Source organism: Rhodococcus sp. NPDC060084 (assembly GCF_042730335.1).
Taxonomy (GTDB): domain Bacteria; phylum Actinomycetota; class Actinomycetes; order Mycobacteriales; family Mycobacteriaceae; genus Rhodococcus.
Genome location: NZ_JBHWWX010000007.1, coordinates 45,593 through 66,653, shown reverse-complemented (window position 1 = coordinate 66,653; position 21,061 = coordinate 45,593). Strand labels below are relative to the sequence as shown.

The 21,061-nt window shown below is 68.4% G+C and carries 19 protein-coding genes; 16 read left to right on the top strand and 3 right to left on the bottom strand.

The genetic code is table 11. The annotated features are described in order from the left end of the window. Positions 1-87: 87 nt before the first annotated feature. The 9 genes from carA (at position 88) to ACFWBU_RS06175 (ending at position 11,894) form a co-directional block, all read left to right on the top strand. Positions 88-1,272, top strand: a complete 1,185-nt coding sequence (gene carA / locus ACFWBU_RS06215; protein WP_169621814.1) for a glutamine-hydrolyzing carbamoyl-phosphate synthase small subunit — start codon at positions 88-90, stop codon at positions 1,270-1,272. Next, on the top strand, positions 1,272-4,619 hold the full coding sequence (gene carB, locus ACFWBU_RS06210; protein WP_169621816.1) for a carbamoyl-phosphate synthase large subunit: 3,348 nt from the start codon (positions 1,272-1,274) through the stop codon (positions 4,617-4,619). Before carA ends, carB begins: the two co-directional genes overlap by 1 nt. Next, positions 4,616-5,443, top strand: coding sequence for an orotidine-5'-phosphate decarboxylase (gene pyrF / locus ACFWBU_RS06205; protein WP_169652152.1), 828 nt, complete (start codon positions 4,616-4,618; stop codon positions 5,441-5,443). The genes carB and pyrF overlap by 4 nt, the downstream gene beginning before the upstream one ends. A gap of 421 nt (positions 5,444-5,864) precedes the next feature. Beyond that, positions 5,865-6,185, top strand: coding sequence for an integration host factor, actinobacterial type (gene mihF / locus ACFWBU_RS06200; RefSeq protein ID WP_006551450.1), 321 nt, complete (start codon positions 5,865-5,867; stop codon positions 6,183-6,185). A gap of 64 nt (positions 6,186-6,249) precedes the next feature. Further along, positions 6,250-6,801: a guanylate kinase gene (gene gmk, locus ACFWBU_RS06195; RefSeq protein ID WP_296550808.1), complete on the top strand. Its 552-nt coding sequence runs from the start codon at positions 6,250-6,252 to the stop codon at positions 6,799-6,801. Between the two features lie 100 nt (positions 6,802-6,901). After that, positions 6,902-7,195 (top strand): DNA-directed RNA polymerase subunit omega, encoded by a 294-nt coding sequence (gene rpoZ, locus ACFWBU_RS06190; protein ID WP_169621973.1) that lies wholly within the window; start codon positions 6,902-6,904, stop codon positions 7,193-7,195. Further along, entirely contained in the window at positions 7,192-8,472 is a 1,281-nt protein-coding gene (gene coaBC / locus ACFWBU_RS06185; RefSeq protein ID WP_169621819.1) for a bifunctional phosphopantothenoylcysteine decarboxylase/phosphopantothenate--cysteine ligase CoaBC, read from the top strand. Before rpoZ ends, coaBC begins: the two co-directional genes overlap by 4 nt. Positions 8,473-8,611: 139 nt before the next feature. Beyond that, the gene (gene metK, locus ACFWBU_RS06180) at positions 8,612-9,826 is read left to right on the top strand and encodes a methionine adenosyltransferase (RefSeq protein ID WP_169621820.1); all 1,215 of its coding nucleotides are present in this window, start codon (positions 8,612-8,614) and stop codon (positions 9,824-9,826) included. Between the two features lie 19 nt (positions 9,827-9,845). Continuing rightward, the gene (locus ACFWBU_RS06175) at positions 9,846-11,894 is read left to right on the top strand and encodes a primosomal protein N' (protein ID WP_169621821.1); all 2,049 of its coding nucleotides are present in this window, start codon (positions 9,846-9,848) and stop codon (positions 11,892-11,894) included. 11 nt (positions 11,895-11,905) lie between these two features. Here the strand turns inward: ACFWBU_RS06175 and ACFWBU_RS06170 are convergent, their stop codons facing one another. After that, complete coding sequence (locus tag ACFWBU_RS06170) at positions 11,906-12,193, bottom strand: putative quinol monooxygenase (RefSeq protein ID WP_169621823.1); 288 nt, start codon at positions 12,191-12,193, stop codon at positions 11,906-11,908. 219 nt (positions 12,194-12,412) lie between these two features. Here ACFWBU_RS06170 and ACFWBU_RS06165 point away from each other — a divergent pair, with 219 nt between their 5' ends. Together ACFWBU_RS06165 and ACFWBU_RS06160 are read left to right on the top strand one after the other, a co-directional pair. Then, complete coding sequence (locus ACFWBU_RS06165) at positions 12,413-13,141, top strand: hypothetical protein (protein WP_378527814.1); 729 nt, start codon at positions 12,413-12,415, stop codon at positions 13,139-13,141. A 312-nt stretch (positions 13,142-13,453) separates the two neighbouring features. Further along, on the top strand, positions 13,454-14,440 hold the full coding sequence (locus ACFWBU_RS06160) for an esterase/lipase family protein (RefSeq protein ID WP_378527813.1): 987 nt from the start codon (positions 13,454-13,456) through the stop codon (positions 14,438-14,440). Positions 14,441-14,478: 38 nt separating this feature from the next. On the opposite strand, the gene ACFWBU_RS06155 is transcribed toward ACFWBU_RS06160, so the two are convergent. Beyond that, positions 14,479-15,513, bottom strand: a complete 1,035-nt coding sequence (locus tag ACFWBU_RS06155; RefSeq protein ID WP_378527812.1) for a DUF2804 domain-containing protein — start codon at positions 15,511-15,513, stop codon at positions 14,479-14,481. Between the two features lie 167 nt (positions 15,514-15,680). Between ACFWBU_RS06155 and fmt the strand changes: the two genes are divergently transcribed. The 5 genes from fmt to crcB all read left to right on the top strand — a co-directional run bounded on the left by fmt (position 15,681) and on the right by crcB (position 19,970). Continuing rightward, a complete protein-coding gene (gene fmt, locus ACFWBU_RS06150; protein WP_169621827.1) occupies positions 15,681-16,604 on the top strand; it encodes a methionyl-tRNA formyltransferase in 924 nt (307 codons plus the stop codon). Further along, positions 16,601-18,046, top strand: a complete 1,446-nt coding sequence (locus ACFWBU_RS06145; protein ID WP_169652150.1) for an RsmB/NOP family class I SAM-dependent RNA methyltransferase — start codon at positions 16,601-16,603, stop codon at positions 18,044-18,046. Before fmt ends, ACFWBU_RS06145 begins: the two co-directional genes overlap by 4 nt. 77 nt (positions 18,047-18,123) lie before the next feature. Beyond that, positions 18,124-19,053: a 1-phosphofructokinase family hexose kinase gene (locus ACFWBU_RS06140; RefSeq protein ID WP_169621830.1), complete on the top strand. Its 930-nt coding sequence runs from the start codon at positions 18,124-18,126 to the stop codon at positions 19,051-19,053. Between the two features lie 93 nt (positions 19,054-19,146). Beyond that, a complete protein-coding gene (locus tag ACFWBU_RS06135; protein ID WP_169652149.1) occupies positions 19,147-19,596 on the top strand; it encodes a CrcB family protein in 450 nt (149 codons plus the stop codon). Further along, a complete protein-coding gene (gene crcB / locus ACFWBU_RS06130; protein ID WP_169621833.1) occupies positions 19,593-19,970 on the top strand; it encodes a fluoride efflux transporter CrcB in 378 nt (125 codons plus the stop codon). The genes ACFWBU_RS06135 and crcB overlap by 4 nt, the downstream gene beginning before the upstream one ends. Positions 19,971-20,012: 42 nt before the next feature. Here crcB and glpX read toward each other — a convergent pair whose 3' ends face one another. Further along, complete coding sequence (glpX, locus tag ACFWBU_RS06125; protein WP_378527810.1) at positions 20,013-21,023, bottom strand: class II fructose-bisphosphatase; 1,011 nt, start codon at positions 21,021-21,023, stop codon at positions 20,013-20,015. Between the last annotated feature and the right edge of the window lie 38 nt (positions 21,024-21,061).

The window sequence follows — 21,061 nt, the reverse complement described above, 5'->3', positions numbered from 1 at the left end:
GACGAACATCACGAAGACGAACACGACACGCGAGATTTCCGCCCGTACGGCCGGTTCTGGTGCGGTCGAGAAGAACGGAGACAACGCATGAGCGGCGGAACATTCGGAGCCGGCACCGCGGTGCTGGTCCTCGAAGACGGACGGGTTTTCCGTGGCACGCCTTTCGGTGCGGTCGGACAGACCCTCGGCGAGGCCGTGTTCAGCACGGGCATGACCGGATACCAGGAAACACTCACCGACCCCAGCTACCACCGGCAGATCGTCGTGGCCACCGCGCCGCAGATCGGCAACACCGGCTGGAACCACGAGGACAACGAGTCCGTCGGGCCCACCGGTGACGCCGCAGATTCGAAGATCTGGGTGGCCGGGTTCGTGGTGCGGGACCCGTCGCGACGTGTCTCGAGCTGGCGGGCGAGCGGATCGCTGCAGGACGAACTCGCGCGGCAGAACGTCGTCGGGCTCGCGGGGATCGACACCCGCGCACTCGTGCGGCACCTGCGCACCCGCGGCTCGATGCGGGCCGGCGTGTTCTCCGGCGACGCTCTCGTGTGGAAGGGCGACGACCTCGACGTCGACGCACTCCTCGACCGGGTCAAGAGCCAGCCGTCGATGCTCGGCGCCGACCTCGCCGGTGAAGTGAGCACCAGCAGTGGATACGTGGTCGAACCCACCGGCGGCGACCCGCGCTTCACCGTTGCCGCGATCGACCTGGGCATCAAGACCAATACGCCGCGGATGTTCGCCGAACGCGGCATCCGCGTGCACGTGCTGCCGTCCAGCGCGACGCTCCACGACATCCTGGACCTGAAGGCCGACGGTGTGTTCCTGTCCAACGGCCCCGGCGACCCGGCGACCGCGGACGGGGCGGTGCACCTGACCAAGGAAGTGCTCGGACAGGGCCTGCCGCTGTTCGGCATCTGCTTCGGAAACCAGATCCTCGGCCGCGCGCTCGGCCTTAACACCTACAAGATGAAGTTCGGTCACCGCGGCATCAACATCCCGGTCGTCGAACACGAGACCGGCCGCATCGCCATCACCGCGCAGAACCACGGTTTCGCGCTCGAAGGTGAAGCGGGCCAGGAGTTCGATACTCCGTTCGGCCGCGCGGTGATCAGCCATACGTGCGCCAACGACGGTGCCGTCGAAGGCGTCAAGCTCGCCGACGGTTCCGCGTTCTCCGTGCAGTACCACCCGGAGGCAGCGGCCGGGCCGCACGACGCCTCCTACCTGTTCGACCGTTTCACCCGCATGCTCGAGGGAGAGAAGAACTGATGCCACGCCGTACCGATCTCTCTCACATCCTGGTCATCGGCTCCGGCCCGATCGTCATCGGGCAGGCCTGCGAGTTCGACTACTCCGGCACCCAGGCGTGCCGGGTCCTCCGCGAGGAGGGCATGCGCGTCTCGCTGGTCAACTCCAACCCGGCGACGATCATGACCGACCCGGAGTTCGCCGACGCGACCTACATCGAGCCGATCACCGCCGAGTACGTCGAGAAGGTCATCGCCGCGGAAGCTGCGAACGGCACTCCGATCGACGCGGTGCTCGCGACGCTCGGCGGCCAGACCGCGCTCAACACCGCCGTTGCGCTGTCCGAGCAGGGCATCCTCGACAAGTACGACATCGAGCTGATCGGCGCGGACTTCGACGCGATCCAGCGCGGCGAGGACCGGCAGAAGTTCAAGGACATCGTGGCCAAGTGCGGTGGCGAGTCCGCCCGCTCCGCGGTCTGCTACACGATGGACGAGGTCCGCGCGACCGTCGCCGAACTCGGATACCCGGTCGTGGTGCGCCCGTCGTTCACGATGGGCGGCCTCGGTTCCGGCATGGCGTACAACGAAGCCGACCTCGAGCGCATCGCCGGTGGCGGTCTCGCCGCGTCGCCGACCGCGAACGTGCTGATCGAGGAGTCGATCCTCGGCTGGAAGGAATACGAACTCGAGCTGATGCGGGACGGCCGCGACAACGTCGTGATCGTGTGCTCGATCGAGAACGTCGATCCGGTCGGTGTGCACACCGGTGACTCGATCACCGTGGCACCGGCGATGACGCTCACGGACCGCGAATACCAGAAGATGCGCGACCTCTCGATCGCCATCCTGCGTGAGGTCGGCGTCGAGACCGGCGGCTGCAACATCCAGTTCGCCATGGACCCGAGCGACGGCCGCCTCGTCGTCATCGAGATGAATCCGCGCGTGTCGCGGTCGTCGGCGCTCGCGTCGAAGGCCACCGGCTACCCGATCGCGAAGATGGCCGCCAAGCTCGCCATCGGTTACACACTCGACGAGATCGTCAACGACATCACCAAGGAAACGCCCGCGTGCTTCGAGCCGACGCTCGACTACGTCGTGGTCAAGGCTCCGCGGTTCGCGTTCGAGAAGTTCCCGGGCGCCGACGGCACCCTCACCACCACGATGAAGTCGGTGGGCGAAGCGATGTCGATCGGCCGCAACTTCGCCGAGGCCTTCGGCAAGGTGCTGCGTTCGCTCGAGACCAAGCGTGCCGGATTCTGGACCGGCCCGGAGGTCGAGGGGTCGCTCGACGAGCTGCTGAAGGCGATCGAGACGCCCACCGACGGCCGGATCTACCAGGTCGCCCAGGCGTTCGAGCTGGGTGCGACCCTCGAGCAGGTCTTCGAGGCCACCAAGATCGATCCGTGGTTCCTCGAGGAGATTTCGCAGATCGTCGGGATGGGGGACAAGGTCCGCGCCGCCGAGACGTTCGGTGCCGAGGAGCTGCGTTACGTCAAGCACCACGGTTTCTCCGACCGCCAGATCGCGGCGCTGCGTCCGAGCCAGTTCGCGGACGAGGACGCGGTCCGCGCGCTGCGCAACGAGCTCGGCGTGCATCCGGTGTACAAGACGGTCGATACCTGTGCGGCGGAGTTCGAGGCGAAGACCCCGTACCACTATTCGACCTACGAACTCGATCCGAACGCGGAGACCGAGGTCGCGCCGCAGCCCGACAAGCCGAAGGTGCTGATCCTCGGCTCGGGTCCGAACCGCATCGGCCAGGGCATCGAGTTCGACTACTCGTGCGTGCACGCGGCACTGACGCTCTCGGATGCCGGCTACGAGACCGTGATGGTCAACTGCAACCCCGAGACGGTCTCCACCGACTACGACACCGCCGACCGCCTGTACTTCGAGCCGCTCACCTTCGAGGACGTCCTCGAGGTGTACCGGGCGGAGTGCGAGTCCGGCACGGTCGCCGGGGTCATCGTGCAGCTCGGCGGACAGACGCCGCTGGGGTTGGCGCGGCGGCTGAAGGCGGCGGGAGTCCCGATCGTGGGGACGAGCCCCGAGGCGATCGACCTCGCCGAGGACCGCGGCGAGTTCGGACGGGTGCTCGAAGAGGCCGGTCTGCCCGCCGCGAAGTACGGCACCGCCACCACCTTCGACGGTGCTCGTGACATCGCGGCCGAGATCGGTTACCCCGTGCTCGTGCGCCCGTCGTACGTGCTCGGCGGCCGCGGCATGGAGATCGTCTACGACGAGAAGTCGCTCGCGGACTACATCTCCCGCGCCACGGAGATCTCCGACGACCGCCCGGTCCTCGTGGACCGCTTCCTCGACGACGCGGTCGAGATCGACGTGGACGCCCTGTGCGACGGCACCGACGTCTACATCGGCGGGATCATGGAACACATCGAGGAAGCCGGAATCCACTCCGGTGACTCCGCGTGTGCCCTGCCGCCGATCACCCTCGGACGCTCCGACATCGAGAACGTGCGCCGCTCGACGGCAGCGCTCGCGGCCGGGATCGGGGTCAAGGGCCTGCTCAACGTCCAGTACGCGCTCAAGGACGACATCCTGTATGTCCTGGAGGCCAATCCTCGGGCGAGCCGCACGGTGCCGTTCGTGTCCAAGGCCACCGCGGTCCAGCTCGCCAAGGCGTGCGCTCGGGTGATGCTCGGTGAGTCCATCGCCGAACTGCGCGAGGCCGGGATTCTGCCGGCCGAGGGCGACGGCAGCGTGATTCCGCTCGGGGCACCGGTAGCCGTGAAGGAAGCGGTGCTGCCGTTCAACCGGTTCCGCCGCGCCGACGGAACCGGTATCGACACGTTGCTCAGCCCGGAGATGAAGTCCACCGGCGAAGTGATGGGCATCGACGACGATTTCGGTACGGCGTTCGCGAAGAGCCAGACCGCCGCCTACGGATCGCTGCCCACCTCGGGCACGGTGTTCGTCTCGCTCGCGAACAAGGACAAGCGGTCGATGATCTTCCCGGTCAAGCACCTCGCCGACCTCGGATTCCACATCGCTGCCACCGTCGGGACCGCAGAGGTCCTGCGCCGCAACGGTGTTCCCTGCGAACACGTCTACAAGGTGTCCGAGGAGGAACGCCCCGAAGGTGCACCGGACGTGGTCGATCGCATTCGTGCCGGCGACATCGCCATGGTGATCAACACGCCGTGGGGTAATTCCGGACCCCGCGTCGACGGGTACGAGATCCGCAGCGCGGCTGTCGCGGCGAACATTCCGTGCATCACGACGGTGCAGGGTGCGTCGGCGGCGGTGCAGGGCATCGAGGCAGCCATCCGCGGTGACATCGGCGTCAGCTCGATTCAGCGGATGCACGCACGACTGCGCGAAGCCGCGGTCGCCGGACAGTCGTGACCACGTTCGGAGGGCGGCTCGCGGATGCGCTCGCGAGCCGCGGGCCGCTCTGCGTGGGCATCGACCCGCATCCGCAATTGCTGACGGCGTGGGGTCTCGGAGTCGACGCCGACGGACTCGACAAGTTCAGCGAGCTGTGTGTGGAAGCGTTCGACGGGGTCGTCGCCGTGGTCAAGCCGCAGGTCGCGTTCTTCGAGGCGTTCGGTTCGGCGGGTCTGGAAGTTCTCGAACGCACCATCGCCGTACTGCGCGGTTCCGGGACGCTCGTCGTCGCCGACGCCAAACGCGGTGATATCGGCTCCACCATGGACGCGTACGCCCGCACCTGGCTCGCCGACGAGTCGCCGCTGTGCTCGGACGCGGTGACCGTCTCGCCCTATCTCGGTTTCGGTGCGCTCGCTCCGGCACTCGATCTGGCGGCGCAGACGGGCCGTGGGATCTTCGTGCTGGCAGCGACCTCGAATCCGGAGGGAGCGCAGGTGCAGCGGGCCCGGCTCGACGACGGTCGCACTGTCGCTCAGGCGATGGTCGACGAGGCCGCGGCGTGCAATACCGGAGCCGGCCGCCTCGGGTCGGTCGGTGTGGTGGTCGGCGCGACGCTGACCGACGCTCCCGACTTGCGGGCCTTGAACGGCCCCATCCTGATGCCGGGAGTGGGGGCGCAGGGCGGAACCGCCGACGACGTCCGACGGCTCGCAGCGGGCAATCTGAGGGCCGTGGTGCCGAACGTGTCCCGGGAGGTGCTGCGCGCGGGACCGTCCGTCTCCGCGTTGCGGGAGGCTGTCGCCCGCACGGTCGAACGATTCGCGTTCCTTCAGGACTAGTTCCTCCACGACCGAGTTCCTCGAGGGCTGAGGGGGTCGAGGTCCGTACGTGCACGTGTACGGTCCTTGACCTGCGGATCCGCGCGCCGCGACACGCGGAACCGCAAGATTTTTTTCCGGGGTTCTCGATGACACCCTCCACGGCCGGCAGTGATCTTGCGCGCTCACCCGGCGGTGGCGGCGTGTATGTCCATCGAGACGCCGTGACCTGCGACTTTTCACCGTTCGGGCAGGTCGGCCCGCAAAATTCGCGGGATCTTCCGGCGGCGTGTGGGCCCCGGAATCGGCACGCACTACCGCACGGATTTTCGAGCGTCGCGGCGGGGGGGCGGTTCGCATTCGACGGAAGTCGTGAGTACGGTCGCTATCGCCGCTGGTTACAGCGGTGAAGACTGAATTCCAACGATGAGACGGAGGAACCGTGGCCCTTCCCCAGCTGACCGATGAGCAGCGCGCCGCTGCTCTGGAGAAGGCGGCTGCTGCCCGTCGTGCCCGGGCAGAGCTCAAGGAGCGCCTCAAGCGCGGCGGCACCGACCTGAAGCAGGTGCTGAAGGATGCCGAGAACGACGAAATCCTCGGCAAGATGAAGGTTTCCGCTCTGCTCGAGGCCCTGCCGAAGGTCGGCAAGGTCAAGGCGCAGGAGATCATGACCGAACTGGAGATCGCTCCGACCCGCCGTCTGCGCGGACTCGGCGATCGCCAGCGCAAGGCCCTGCTCGCCAGGTTCGATTTCGACGCCTGAGACCGTGGTAGCTGACGCACACCCCGTGACGGACAGCGCACCCGCAGCGCGGAGGGGCCGGCTGATCGTTCTGGCCGGCCCCTCCGCGGTCGGTAAGTCGACTGTCGTGCGCCTTCTGCGCAACCGGGTGCCGAATCTGATGTTCAGTGTCTCCGCGACCACTCGCGCCCCACGACCGGGCGAGGTGGACGGGGTGGACTACCGCTTCGTCACCCGCGAGGAATTCGACCGCATGATCGACGACGGCGAGTTGCTCGAATGGGCCGACATCCACGCAGGCCTGCAACGTTCGGGCACACCCGCAGCGCCGGTACGCGAGGCGCTCGCCGCCGGGCGACCGGTGCTCGTGGAGGTCGATCTGGTGGGGGCCCGCGCAGTGCGGGCCGCGATGGACGAGGCCGTCCTGGTCTTCCTCGCACCGCCGAGCTGGGAGGTGCTCGTCGAGCGCCTCACCGGACGCGGCACCGAATCCGCCGACGTGGTGGCCCGCCGCCTTGACACCGCGCGCACCGAACTCGCCGCTCAGGACGAGTTCGATGTCGTCGTTGTCAACGATGATGTCGACCGTGCGTGCGAAGAATTGGTATCCTTGTTAGTCGGTCCCGAAAACGGGTGACCGGAGCGTGCTTGCGGGCGCCCGACCGGTGCCGTTTGCAGAGTCCGCCGACGCTAGATTTCTATCCCGCGAAAACTCAGGAGAACACCGAGTGAGCAGCATGCAGTCAGCAGCGATCGACCTCGAGGGCAACGCCCTTCCGGTCTACGACACTCCGCTGGGTATCACCAACCCGCCGATCGACGAGCTGCTCGAACGCGCCTCCTCGAAGTACGCCCTGGTGATCTACTCGGCCAAGCGCGCCCGGCAGATCAACGATTACTACAACCAGCTCGGTGACGGCATCCTCGAGTACGTCGGCCCGCTCGTCGAGCCGGGTCTGCAGGAGAAGCCGCTGTCCATCGCGCTGCGCGAGATCCACGCGGATCTGCTCGAGCACACCGAAGGCGAGTGAGCCTTCACGCCGCGGACGGCGCTCCGGAAACCGGACAGCGCCGCCGCGTCGTCGTCGGAGTCGCCGGCGGGATCGCCGCGTACAAAGCGTGCGCACTGATCCGGGCGTTCACCGAGAACGGCCATCACGTGCGGGTCGTTCCCACCGAATCAGCACTTCAGTTCGTCGGGCGCGCCACCTTCGAGGCACTCTCCGGTAACCCCGTGCACACCGGCGTCTTCGCCGACGTGCCGGAGGTACCGCACGTGCGGTTGGGGCAGGAGGCCGACCTCGTCGTCGTCGCGCCCGCCACCGCCGACCTCATGGCCCGGGCGGTATCCGGCCGCGCCGACGATCTCCTCACGGCAACTCTTCTCACCGCGCGGTGCCCGGTGATGTTCGTGCCCGCGATGCACACCGAGATGTGGGAACACCCCGCCACGGTCGACAACGTCGCAACTCTGCGTCGTCGCGGCAGTGTCGTGGTCGAGCCCGCCTCGGGTCGTCTCACCGGCAAGGACACCGGAGCGGGGCGTCTGCCCGAACCCGACGAGATCTACGCGCTGGCGGCACTGATGCTCGAACGTGCCGACGCGCTGCCTCGCGACCTGGTCGGCCGGCGCATCGTCGTCTCCGCCGGTGGCACGCGCGAACCTCTCGATCCGGTGCGGTTCCTGGGCAACCGCTCGTCGGGCAAGCAGGGCTATGCGCTTGCCCGCCTGGCCGCGCAGCGCGGCGCGGACGTCACCCTCGTGGCCGGCGCGGTCGCAGGCCTCGACGATCCTGCCGCCGTGGACGTCGTGCGGGTGCAGACCGCCGCGCAGATGCAGGACGCGGTCACCAAGCATGCCGCGACCGCCGACGCCGTCATCATGTCGGCCGCGGTCGCCGATTTCCGCCCCGCCGCCTTCGCCGAAAGCAAGATCAAGAAGGGTGCGGGCGAACCGGACTCGATCGCGCTGACGAAGAACGACGACATCCTCGCCGGACTGGTGCGCTCCCGTGCCGACGGTGGACTGTCCAAGGACACCGTCATCGTCGGATTCGCAGCCGAAACCGGCGACGAACACGGCGACGTCCTGACCTATGCGCGTGAGAAACTGGCCCGCAAGGGCTGCGATCTTCTCGTCGTCAACGCCGTGGGCGACGGCAAGGCATTCGAGGTCGACCACAACGACGGATGGTTGTTGTCCGCGGACGGCTCCGAGACGGCGCTCGCCCACGGATCCAAGGCTCTGATGGCAAGCAGGGTCCTCGATGCACTGCGACCGCTGCTGGCGCAGGTAGAACGGACGTAGAGTCCGATGATTTTAATACTCGCGCCGACGCTGCCGGGACAGTAGCGTCGGCACAGTGGCCGGGCTCGACCCGACCGGGAGTGCGTGCCGCTCCACAGCGTTCGTCCAGAGCTAGACACATCAGTCGAGAGGGAGTTCTGTGAGCAAGACCGGCGGTCGGCTTTTCACCAGCGAGTCCGTGACCGAGGGGCACCCGGACAAAATCTGCGACGCGATCAGCGACTCGGTCCTCGACGCGCTGCTCGCGGACGACCCGCGTGCCCGTGTCGCAGTGGAAACGCTCGTGACCACCGGTCAGGTGCACGTGGTGGGTGAGGTGACGACCTCCGCGTATGCCGATATCCCCAAGATCGTGCGCGACCGCGTGCTCGAAATCGGGTACGACAGCTCGTCCAAGGGCTTCGACGGCAACTCCTGCGGCGTGAACATCGCGATCGGCGCGCAGTCGCCGGAGATCGCCGGGGGCGTCGATGTCGCGCTCGAGGCTCGTAGCGGCACGCTGACCGACGACGAGGTCGCGCTGCAGGGCGCCGGCGACCAGGGCCTGATGTTCGGATACGCATGCTCGGAAACCCCGGAACTGATGCCGCTGCCCATCTCCCTCGCGCACCGGCTCTCGCGCCGGCTGACCGAGGTGCGGAAGACCGGTGTGCTCCCGTACCTGCGGCCGGACGGCAAGACCCAGGTCACCATCGAGTACGAAGGCGACAAGCCGGTCCGCCTCGACACCATCGTGATCTCCACTCAGCACGCCGCGGATATCGACCTCAACAACCTGCTCACCCCGGATCTCCGGGCGCACGTCGTCGACGCCGTACTCGCGGACCCGAACCTCGCCGATCTCGACGTCGCCGATGTCCGGCTGCTGGTCAACCCGTCCGGATCGTTCGTGCTCGGCGGCCCGATGGGCGACGCCGGCCTGACCGGACGGAAGATCATCGTCGACACCTACGGCGGCATGGCCCGCCACGGCGGTGGCGCGTTCTCGGGTAAGGACCCGTCGAAGGTCGACCGTTCCGCCGCGTACGCCATGCGCTGGGTCGCCAAGACGGCCGTCGCCGCGGGACTGGCGGACCGGATCGAGGTGCAGGTCGCATACGCGATCGGCAAGGCCGCTCCCGTCGGCCTGTTCGTCGAGACCTTCGGCACCGAAAAGGCCGATCCCGCGCGGATCCAGCAGGCGGTCAACGAGGTCTTCGACCTGCGCCCCGGCGCGATCGTCCGCGACCTGGATCTTCTGCGCCCCATCTACGCCCAGACGGCTGCGTACGGTCACTTCGGCCGCACCGACATCGAACTGCCGTGGGAGAACACCGACCGCGCCGACAAGCTTCGCGCGGCCGCCGGACTCTGACGGTCACGGTCGCACCCGGGTGGCTGCCGCCACACGCGCTGCCGACAAGCGCGCTGCCGACACACGCGCTGCCGAGGTCGACCCGGTAGGGCGCGTTCTGCCGCTGCTCTCCGTGCCGCACCTGGACCGGGAGTTCGACTACCTCATCCCGCACCACCTCGACGCGGACGCCCGGCCGGGGGTCCGCGTCCGAGTGCGTTTCGCGGGCCGGCTCGTCGACGGGTTTCTGCTCTCCCGCACCGCGACGAGCGAACACCCGGGCAAACTCGGGGCGCTCGACCGCGTCGTGTCGGCCGAACCTGTTCTCACGCCCGAGATCGCTGCGCTCGCCGACGAAGTGGCGACCCGCTATGCCGGTACCCGCGCCGACGTACTCCGGCTCGCCGTACCACCGCGTCACGCCCGGGTGGAAGCGGAAGAACCGCGACCGGTCGATCCGCCGGCGGTCCCGGCGTTCGATCGTGGTCCCTGGGCGCGTTACCGGCACGGTGAGAACTTCCTCGAAGCTCTCTCGTCGGGTCGCGCACCTCGGGCGGCGTGGCAGGCACTTCCCGGGGAAGACTGGCCGACCCGCCTCGCGGAACTCGCGGCGCTCACGGCGGCGGCCGGTCGTGCGGCGGTGCTGGTGGTTCCGGACCAGCGCGACCTCGACCGTGTGCTCGCCGCCTGCGTGCACGTCGCCGGCGCAGAACACGTGGTAGGACTGACCGCGGGTCTCGGTCCGGCCGAACGGTATCGCCGATGGCTGGCGGCTCTGCGCGGCTCGGCCCGGATCGTGGTGGGCACCCGCGCCGCGGTGTTCGCACCCACACCCGACCTCGGGCTCCTCGTCGTCTGGGACGACGGTGACGACCTGCATTCCGAGCCCCGGTCGCCGTACCCGCACACCCGGGAAGTCGCCGCGCTGCGGGCGCACGCCGTGGGCGCGGCCGTCGTCATTGCCGGGCACGCGCGGACCGCCGAGACGCAGGCGCTCGTCGACTCGGGCTGGGCACACGACCTGCTCGCCCCGCGCGAGGTGCTCCGGGCGTGGGCGCCGAAGATCACCGCGCTCGCCGACAGCGATCAGGCGATCGAGCGTGACCCCGCTGCGCGCGCCGCCAGATTGCCGGCGATCGCGTTCGCGGCGGCGCGGGCAGCACTCGGATCGGGACATCCGGTGCTCGTGCAGGTCCCGCGCCGCGGGTACGTGCCGGCCCTCGCCTGCGGTAAGTGCCGCGCCCCGGCGCGGTGCCGACGGTGCAACGGCCCGTTGGCGCTGCCGGCGGCGGCGGGGCCGGACGGTGCCGCGATACCGGCGTGCAAGTGGTGCGGGGTCGCCGACGCCACCCACCGGTGTCATGCCTGTGGTGCGCGTTCGCTGCGGGCCGTCGTCGTCGGTGCCGGCCGCACCGCCGAAGAACTCGGGCGCGCGTTTCCCGGGGTACCGGTGATCACGTCGGGCGGCGGCGAGGTCAAAGCCACCGCGCCGGGAGGTGCCGCACTGGTGGTGTCGACGGTCGGCGCGGAACCCGTCGCCGACGGGGGATACGGTGCCGCGCTGTTGCTGGACGGGTGGGCGCTGCTCGGGCGTGCCGACCTCAGAGCCGCCGAGGAGGCGATGCGGCGGTGGCTGGCGGCGTCGGCGCTGGTGCGGCCGTTCGCGGACGGTGGGCAGGTGGTGGTGGTCGCCGACTCCGGGATTCCGACCGTGCAGGCACTGGTGCGGTGGGATCCGGTAGGTCACGCCAGGCAGGAGGTCGCCGAACGCACCGAAGTCGGCTTCCCTCCCGCCGTGCACATGGCTGCGCTCGACGGTGGCTCCGCCGCAGTCGCGGAGCTTCTCGAGGCGACCCGTCTGCCCGACGGAGCCGAAGTGCTCGGACCCGTTCCGCTGCCTCCGGGACAGCGACTGCCGTTCGGCTCGGACGGCCCGGAACCCGAGGAGGTGCACCGCATGATCGTGCGGGTCGCCCGGCATCGGGGCCGGGACCTGGGCGCCGCGCTGCGGGAAGCGCAGGCGACCCGGACCGCGCGCCGTGCGGACGGCCCTTTACGTGTTCAAGTGGACCCGCCGCGTATCGGTTGATCCCGCCACGGTCAGGTGAGCGAGCGAACCTCGGCCACAGCGTATTCCGCGACCGATGCGGACACGACGGATGCGGCTGCGTCGCTGTCGGGTCCGGATCCACGGAAGCGCTCGACGGCGGAGGGGGAGTCCCACCGCTCGAACACCACGACGCGAGACGGATCGATCAGGTCTGCGGTGACAGAGAATTCGAGGCACCCGGGGGCGAGGCGCGCCTGTTCCACGACATCGGCGCATCCCGCGAGGTAGCTCCCGCGTGCGCTCGGGTCGACGACGATGTGTCCAGCGACGATGATCATGTTTCTCCTCGTGGTCCGGCCTCTCACACGGTGTGACCGGCGCAACAGCGAGAACTCATCGCTGTCACCGCACACGAACGGTGCCGGGCAACTACGATCGCTTGCCATGCGCCCTCTTGCTCAGGCCTCACCGTCGCCGCCCTGACCGCACTCGCTGTTTCCGGCAGCGGGATCGCCGCCGCGGCACCGGCACCCGTTCTCGACGACAACGGGGCGATCGTGGCGCCGAGCAGCACGCAGATCTCGTTTGCGCATTCGCCGACCGGGTTCCGCGCGGGCACCGCCAACGAACACGAATCCCGTGCCGGGGTCTCGATCGTCAAGTTGTATCTGGCCGAGTACGTCTTCCGGTACGGCGACGCCGCCGACCATGCCGACGCCACGGAGATGATCCGCGCGTCGAACGACGCGATCGCCAACCGGCTTCATGCGAAGTACCCCCAGGCGATCTCGACGACGGTAGAAGAGTTCGGGCTCACCGATACCTACGTGCCCGGTTACTGGGGCAACGGAACGTCGACTCACGACATGGTCACCTATCTCGAAACGAAGAAGCGCACCGATCCGAATTCGCCGGTACTCGCCGCCATGGCATCGGCATACGGGACGGCCGCCGACGGGTACGCGCAGAACTACGGCACCGCGCTGCTGGCGGGTGTCATCGGAACGAAGTGGGGATGGAGCGACGATCGCTCGTTCAATGCCTCGGCATCGTTCGGGCCGGACTTCTCGGTGGGCGCCTCGACATACGGGTCGGCCGCGCAGCTTTCGGAGCACGTCCTGGGCGCGTTCACCGACGGCGGGCCTGCCGCACCGGAGTCCGGTTACCGCCTTACCGAGTGCGCGGCGGCACGCTGGCTCGCGGACGACCCGGTCCTCGCCGTACCCGCCCAGCAACTGCTCGACGGGCTTCCTCCCGCTGTGGCAGAGGCCTTCTGCGAAGGCTGAGGCTCTCGTAGGTCGCAGCACGCCGATCCGGTAGTTACAGGAGCCCGGTGGTTACCGGCACCCGGTGGTGCCGACAGCCCAATAGTTACAGCAGCTTTCCGGCCTCTCCCGTCGACTTCTCGTCGACGGGAGGGGCCGGTTCTGTTGTGCTCGTTCGCTCGTGTTCCGGCTCGGGAAACTGTCCCTCGTTCAAGTGACAGCGCGATGATCATCGGCGGGCTTAGTATCTTTAACAGATACAGTTGGAGTCGTTTGTGATCGAACCCTTGTTTCGATGACGTGGCACGACCGCGTTGCGACAGGAGGCGCCACATGGTGGTCCGACGAGTGTGGTCGGCCGGGCTCGCGGCTCTGTGCGTTGCCGCGTTCACGGCGGGAGTGGCGGGTGCGCAACCGCTCGTCGGGGTGACGGGGTCCTCATCCTCTGTGCCCGTGGTGCCGGGGCCGCCGGCGGTAACCCACGCGGAGGCTGCCGAATACGCGGAGAACAATCCCGGCGCGGTGCCGCCGCAGACGAACGACTTCTCGTGTGTGCTCTCGCCGGAGAACCCCCGGCCGGTGGTGCTTGCGCACGGGACCGACTCCAACAGCTACTCCGACTTCGCCGCACTCACACCCCTTCTCGCTGCATCCGGGCGGTGCGTCTTCGCGGTGAACTACGGTTTGGCGGCCGGGGCCGAGTCGTACGGCACGGGTGAGATCCGGGTGTCCGCAGCACAATTCGGCGAGTTCGTGGAGCGGGTCCGGGCCGAGACCGGAGCTACCGAAGTCGACGTCGTCGGGTATTCGCAAGGCGCGGTCGTCACCCGCTATTACATCAACAAACTCGGAGGCGCCCAGGTGGTCGACCGCTGGGTCGGGGTGGCGTCTCCCAGCTACGGCGGCACCTTCTACGGTCTCGCGACCGCGATCGCCGCGTTACCCGGCGCAACCGACTTCCTCGAGGGCGAATTCTCGGTGGCGCTTGCGGAGCAAATCCAAGGTTCGGTACTGCTCACCGAATTGAACGCGCCGAGCGACACCGTTCCCGGCGTGCAGTACACCACCATCGGAACCCGGTTCGACGAAGTGATCCAACCCGCCGACAACGTTGCGTTGCGCGGAGAAGGTGCGGTCAATCTCGTCGTCCAGGATCTGTGTCCACAGAATCGGACCGGCCACTTCAACATGGTCTACGACGAATTCACGTTGCAACTGATCCGGCATGCCCTCGATCCCGATCGAGTCGCACTGGGCACGTGCACCCGGGTTGCGCTGGGAACCGGAATCCCGGAGGTCGTCCGCCAGGCCAACTTCTGAGCGCACCGGTCACCGCGGAAACGGTCGGCATCGACCGGTCACCAGCGGTTGCGCACCTTTTCCGCGAAACCGAGGAGGTTCTCGATCTCGAGCCGGCTACCGCCGTCGAGGACGACGAAGCCGGTGTAGCGGCCGAACACCTGATGCTGGGTCGAACGGAGAACGAGAGCGTTCACGTCCGCGGCCCGATCGTGAATCGGCACGAACTCCATCTCGAAACGGTGGTCGTTGCTGGTGAATCGCCACGGCGCACCGTCGTACGTGCCGACCGGCAGGTGGAACTGCACGCGGTCGAGTTTGTGGGCCACACCGTCATGGAAGACCACGTTCTCGCTCGCCGCGCCGGTGTCCCCGAACCCGTAGCCGATGTTGAAGCCGAAGGGCAGTCCGTCGTGCAGGCCGGACGCCGAACCCCAGTACCAGGTGTTGTCGTAGGTCCAGACTCCCCGGCCCCAGTCGAATACGCCGAACGCTGTCGCGGGGTCGAACAGGTGCTCGCGGCCGTCGACCGTCACGCTGCCCCGGGCGGGCAGGCAGTTGATCTTCTGGTTGTAGTAGAAGGCCTTCGGGCTGGACGGGAACGGGGTGGCGATCACCATCCGGTCCATCGGCGGCTGAGTCAGCACCAGCTCACCCGACAGCCCGCGGCCTCCGCCGAACCCGGGATGGTCGACGATCAGCCGTCGTGCCTGTCCCTCGTTCCGATACTCGATGTGCACGTCGCCGCGGCGAACCACCACATCGCCCGAGTCGGCGCTCGCCGGCAAGCCCAGACGGCCGCGCGGAAAGGGGATCATCGTGTTCTCCGTGACGTCTGCCGGCCCGGCGAGGTCGAGCCAACTGACGCCGAGCAGACCCATGTAGCCGTTGTCGGCCACGGTCAGAGCGATGCCGTAGGGGCCGGAATCGCCGTCGGACAGGACGCAGTAGTAGTCCCATTCCTTGACGCGCAGACCGGACGCCGCGACCTTCCGGCGGTCGTACCGACGTTCCTCGCTCGCGCTCCATCCGGTCTCGATGAGCGTTCCGCCGTCGTCGAGGAGAGGGCCGGTGGTGAGGCGTCGTTGCTGCATACCCGGCGAGACTACTGGGCCGTGGTGGCGACACCGTGTCGGTGTGGGCGACCGACTCCCTAGAATGGGGGAGCCATCGTCGCCGAACCCTGGAGCAGTATTCGTGACACACCCGCCGGTTAGCTTCCGCATCGCAGTGCGCCCACCCGCACCGGCGGTGCTCTGACATGCGGGTGGTGTTCGCAGGTACTCCCGGCCCCGCGGTGCCGGCACTGCGGCGGCTCATCGCCTCGCCCCGCCACGAGGTCGTCGCGGTCGTGACGCGGCCCGACACCACCGCCGGTCGCGGCCGGAAGGCGGTCCGATCCGAAGTGGGGCAGGTCGCCGACGAGCACGGTATCGAGGTGCTTGCTCCGCAGGCACCTCGCGACCCCGAATTCATCGCCCGTCTCACCGAACTCCAGCCCGATTGCTGCCCCGTCGTCGCATACGGAGCGTTGATCCCGCCCGCCGTGCTGGAGATCCCCCGGTACGGCTGGGTGAACCTGCACTTCTCTCTGCTCCCCGCATGGCGCGGAGCAGCACCGGTGCAAGCCGCGATCGCCGCGGGTGACGAGATCACCGGAGCCAGCACGTTCCGGCTCGAAGCCGGTCTCGACACGGGCCCGGTGTACGGCGTGGTGACCGAGATGATCCGGCCCACCGACACCGCCGGTGATCTGCTGGGTCGTCTCGCGGAGGCCGGTGCAACGCTGCTCGAATCGACGCTCGACGGTCTCGAGGACGGCATCCTCGTTCCGGCGCCGCAACCCGCCGAGGGTGTTTCCCACGCCCCGAAGGTCACCGTGGACGCCGCACGGGTCGACTGGACGCGGCCTGCGCACGTGGTCGACCGCCACGTCCGCGCGGTCACCCCGGCGCCGGGCGCGTGGACCATGATCGGCGACCTGCGAGTCAAGCTCGGGCCGGTGACCCCCGTCGACGAGACGCTCGACCCCGGCGAACTCGCGGTCCTCAAGAACGGCCTGCTCGTCGGGACAGGGTCCACCGCGGTGCGGCTCGGCACCGTTCAGCCCCCCGGCAAGAAACCGATGGCAGCAGCAGATTGGGCGCGCGGCGCCCGACTCGACTCGAAAGTACGTGCGCAATGAGTGAAGCTCGCAAACCGGCCCGGCGTTCAGGGCAGAAGCCGGGCGGACATACCGGGCGCAACACCGCCCCACGGCAGACTCGCCGTCCCACCCAGTCGGCGGTGGATCCGGCTCGCACCGCGGCGCGGGACGTACTGCGCGCGGTCCGCGAGCGCGATGCCTACGCCAATCTGGTGCTGCCGGCCCTCCTTCGCGAACGCAAACTGGACTCTCGTGACGCGGCGCTGGCCACCGAACTCACCTACGGGGCGGCACGCGCGCAGGGACTGCTCGACGCCGTCATCGCCGATGCCGCCAACCGTCCCGTCGACGAGATCGACGGCGCGCTGCTCGACGTGCTGCGGCTGGGCACCTATCAGTTGTTACGGACCAGGGTCGCCCCGCACGCCGCCGTGGCGACCAGCGTCGACCTCGTCCGCACCGAATTCGGTTCGGGCCGAGCAGGATTCGTCAATGCCGTGCTGAGGCGAGTGGGGGAACGAACCGAGGACGAGTGGATCGACCTGCTCGCACCCGACCCCGAGCGCGACCCGGTGGGGCACCTGGCGTTCCGGTACGCGCACCCGCTGTGGATCGCCCAGGCATTCGTGCATTCCCTCGGTGCCGACGCAGGGGAACTCGCCGACGTGCTCGCGGCCGACGACGCCCGTCCGATCGTGCATCTTGTCGCCCGGCCCGGTGTGATCACCGCTGAGGAGCTTGCACTCGTGACCGGCGGCGAGATCGGTCCGTGGTCGCCGTACGCGGTGCACATCGAACACGGCGATCCCGGTCGGCTCGAGCCGGTCCGCGAGGGCATGGCCGCGGTGCAGGACGAAGGCAGCCAGCTCGTCGCGCGAGCGCTCACGCTGGCTCCGCTGCTCGGCGAGGACACGGGGCGCTGGCTCGATCTGTGCGCCGGACCCGGTGGCAAGGCGGCACTGCTCGGCGCTCTCGCCGCGCTGGACGGATTCTCGGTGGATGCGGTCGAACCCGTCGAGCACCGTGCCGACCTGGTCCGCAAGACCGCGCGTGATCTCCCGGTGGTCGTGCATGTCGCGGACGGCCGCGACTCGGGTCTCGAGCCCGGGTACGACCGGATCCTGGTCGATGCACCCTGCACCGGACTCGGGTCGCTGCGCCGCCGGCCCGAGTCGCGCTGGCGCCGTAGGCCCGAAGATGTGGCCGACCTCGTCAAACTGCAGAAAGAGCTTCTCGGCGCGGCGATCGGTCTGCTGCGTCCCGGTGGCGTGGTGTTGTATTCCACCTGCTCGCCGCACGTCTCGGAGACCGTCGGGGTGGTGTCCGACGCGGTCCGCCGGTACGGGGTCGAACAACTCGACACGAGGGAACTCCTCCCGGGTGTGCCGAAACTCGGTGACGGACCGGGTGTGCAGTTGTGGACGCACCGGCACGGCACGGACGGGATGTTCATGGCGGCTCTGCGCAAACCGCGCGACTGAGACATCCCGACGGGACAACACGTACGAGGACTCTGCCGGACCCGTCGGGTGTCCTGTCGCACGGCTAGGGTTTTGGTATGCCCGATATCGTCACCCTGACCATGAATCCGGCCCTCGATGTCACCACCTTCGCCGAGGAAGTCGTACCCACCCGCAAGCTCCGGTGCGAGGAGCCGTTCTACGACGCGGGGGGTGGAGGCATCAACGTCGCCAAGGTCGCGCGTGTGCTCGGTGCGTCGGCGGGAGCGGTGTTCCCGGTAGGTGGCGCACGGGGCCGGCAGATGAGCGGGCTGCTCGACGACGACCACGTCGACGCGTATGTCGTGCCCATCGTCGACGACACCCGCGAATGCTTCACCGCGATCGACCGCAAGACCGGGCTCGAATACCGGTTCGTCACACCGGGGCCGGACCTGACTCGCGACGAACAGGAGCGTTGCCTGGCGGTGCTCACCGAAGCAGCCCGGGGCGCACAGTATCTCGTGGCCAGCGGCAGCTTCCCGCCCGGCGTCTCCGGGGCGTTCGTCCACCGGGTCGCGGAAGTCGCCCACGCCGCCGGGGCGCGCTTCGTGCTCGACTCGTCGGGAGAGGCTCTGGCGAGCATCGAGTCCGGGGTGTTCCTCGTCAAGCCGTCGCTGGGCGAACTGTGCGAGTGGGTCGGCCGTGACCTGCCCGGCACGGACGACCGGATCGAGGCCTCGCGCGAACTGGTCGAGCGCGGGGTCGCAGAGATTGTGGTGGTGTCGCTGGGCCCCGACGGCGCGATCATGGTCACCGCCGACGACGCCGTCGAGGTGCCCGCGCTGGAGGTGGAGGTACGGAGCGCCGTGGGTGCCGGTGACAGCATGGTCGCCGGACTCGTCGTCGGACTACTGCAGGAACGCACGCTGCGCGACGCTCTGGCGCTGGGTGTCGCGTGCGGCACCGCAGCGCTGTTGACCGCCGGAAGCCGCGTATGCCGTCGTGAGGACATCGATCGGTTCGACGCGGTCGCCCGGAGCACGTAGGCAAAGCGCCGTGGTACCCGGCTCGCTCGGTTAGCATGGGAGGATGGATCTTCGGCCGAAGTCCTCGCGCACCCGACATGCGGGAGAGCGGGAATGAGTAACGGGCGGCCCGCCTATCTGCAATGGGCCTCGATCGGACTGGTAGCGATCGGAGGCCTGTTCGGGGCCGGCAGCCGCGAAGGCGTTTCGCTGGCTATCCCGAAACTCGGCGAAGTCCCGATCGCGATCGCCGTCGTGAACATCGTCGGTGCATTTCTCCTCGGCTATCTGTACGAAGCCGTCACCCGGATCGACAGCGCGAAGCCCACGGGGAAGAATCTGAAGCTCCTTCTGGGAACCGGATTCTGCGGCGGTTTCACCACTTACAGTTCGCTTGCGACCGACACGGCGGTGCTCTTCCGGGACGGATACATCTGGCAGGGCGTGGTGTACGTGGTCGGGACACTGATCGTCGGTGCGTGCGCCACCTGGGCGGGAATTGCGGTTGCCAGTAGCGTCAACGCGCGCATGACGCCGCCCGCCGGGGGAGGGATGACATCGTGACGCCGCTCATCTTCATCACGCTGAGTATCGCGGGTGGGGTCGGAGCAGTCGTGCGCTTCGTCCTGGACGGTTTCATCCGTGCACACATGAAGACGAAGTTCGCGTGGGCGACGACCATCATCAACGTGTCGGGATCGCTCGTCCTGGGATTCCTCACGGGACTCACGGTCGAGCATCTCGTCTCCACCGACGCCAGCTATGTCATCGGAACCGGATTCCTCGGTGGATACACCACATTCAGTACGGCGAGTTACGAGACGGTGCAACTGATCAAGGAGCGCCGATACGGGGATTCGTTCATCAGCGGTGTGGTGATGCTGGTGCTGGCCCTCGCCGCCGCAGGAATCGGGTTGTGGATCGGCACGTCGATCTGAATCCGAGTTCGCCGGGGGAGCGCCCCGGTCCGTTGCTCCGGTTCACGTCCGTGCGGCCTCGCTGTGGGGACCGGGAAAATCCAGTCGGTGCTCGGCCTCGATGATCCGGACGGTGCCGGACTTGCTGCGCATCACGATCGATTGAGTGCCCGCGCGGTTTCCGCCGAAGTACCGCACTCCACGCAACAGCGGCCCGTCGGTGACTCCCGTGGCGGCGAAGAACACGTTCGCGCCGCCGACCAGGTCCGTCGTGTGGAGGACCCGATCGGTATCGTGCCCCGCGGCCCGAACCTGCCCGCGTTCGCCGGCGTCCCGGGGAGTCAGTTGCGCTTGAATCGTTCCTCCCAGGCACCGCACCGCCGCTGCCGCGAGGATGCCTTCCGGTGTGCCGCCTATGCCCATCGCCATATCGATACCGGAGGTCGGACGCGCAGCGGCAATGGCCGCGGCGACGTCCCCGTCCGGCAGCAACCGCACCCGCGCGCCGGCCCGGCGGATCCGGTCGACCAGTTCGGTGTGACGCGGCCGGTCGAGCACGGCCACGGTCAGGTCCGCGACCGACGTGCCGAGCGCGGCGGCGACGCGCGAGATGTTCTCGGAGACCGGAGCGGTGATGTCCACGGCGTCTGCCGCGTCCGGGCCCACGGCGATCTTGTTCATGTAGAACACCGACGAGGGGTCGAACATGGCCCCGCGCTCGGCTACCGCCACGACGCTCAGCGAATTCGGCGCGCCGGCGGCCATCAGGGTGGTGCCCTCGACCGGGTCGACCGCGAAATCGCACTCCGGTCCCGTGCCGTCGCCGACCAACTCGCCGTTGAACAGCATCGGTGCTTCGTCCTTCTCGCCTTCGCCGATCACGACGACGCCCCTCATGGTCACGGTCGACAACATGACGCGCATCGCGTCGACCGCCGCACCGTCCCCGCCTTCTTTGTCGCCGCGTCCGACCCACCGGCCGGATGCCAGTGCGCCGGCTTCCGTCACACGGACCAGTTCCAAGGCGAGATTGCGGTCCGGGAACAGGGGTCCCGCTTCTCCGGTGGGGCTCATGTCGTGGATGCTCCTCCGAACGCGGTTCGTTGCGCGTG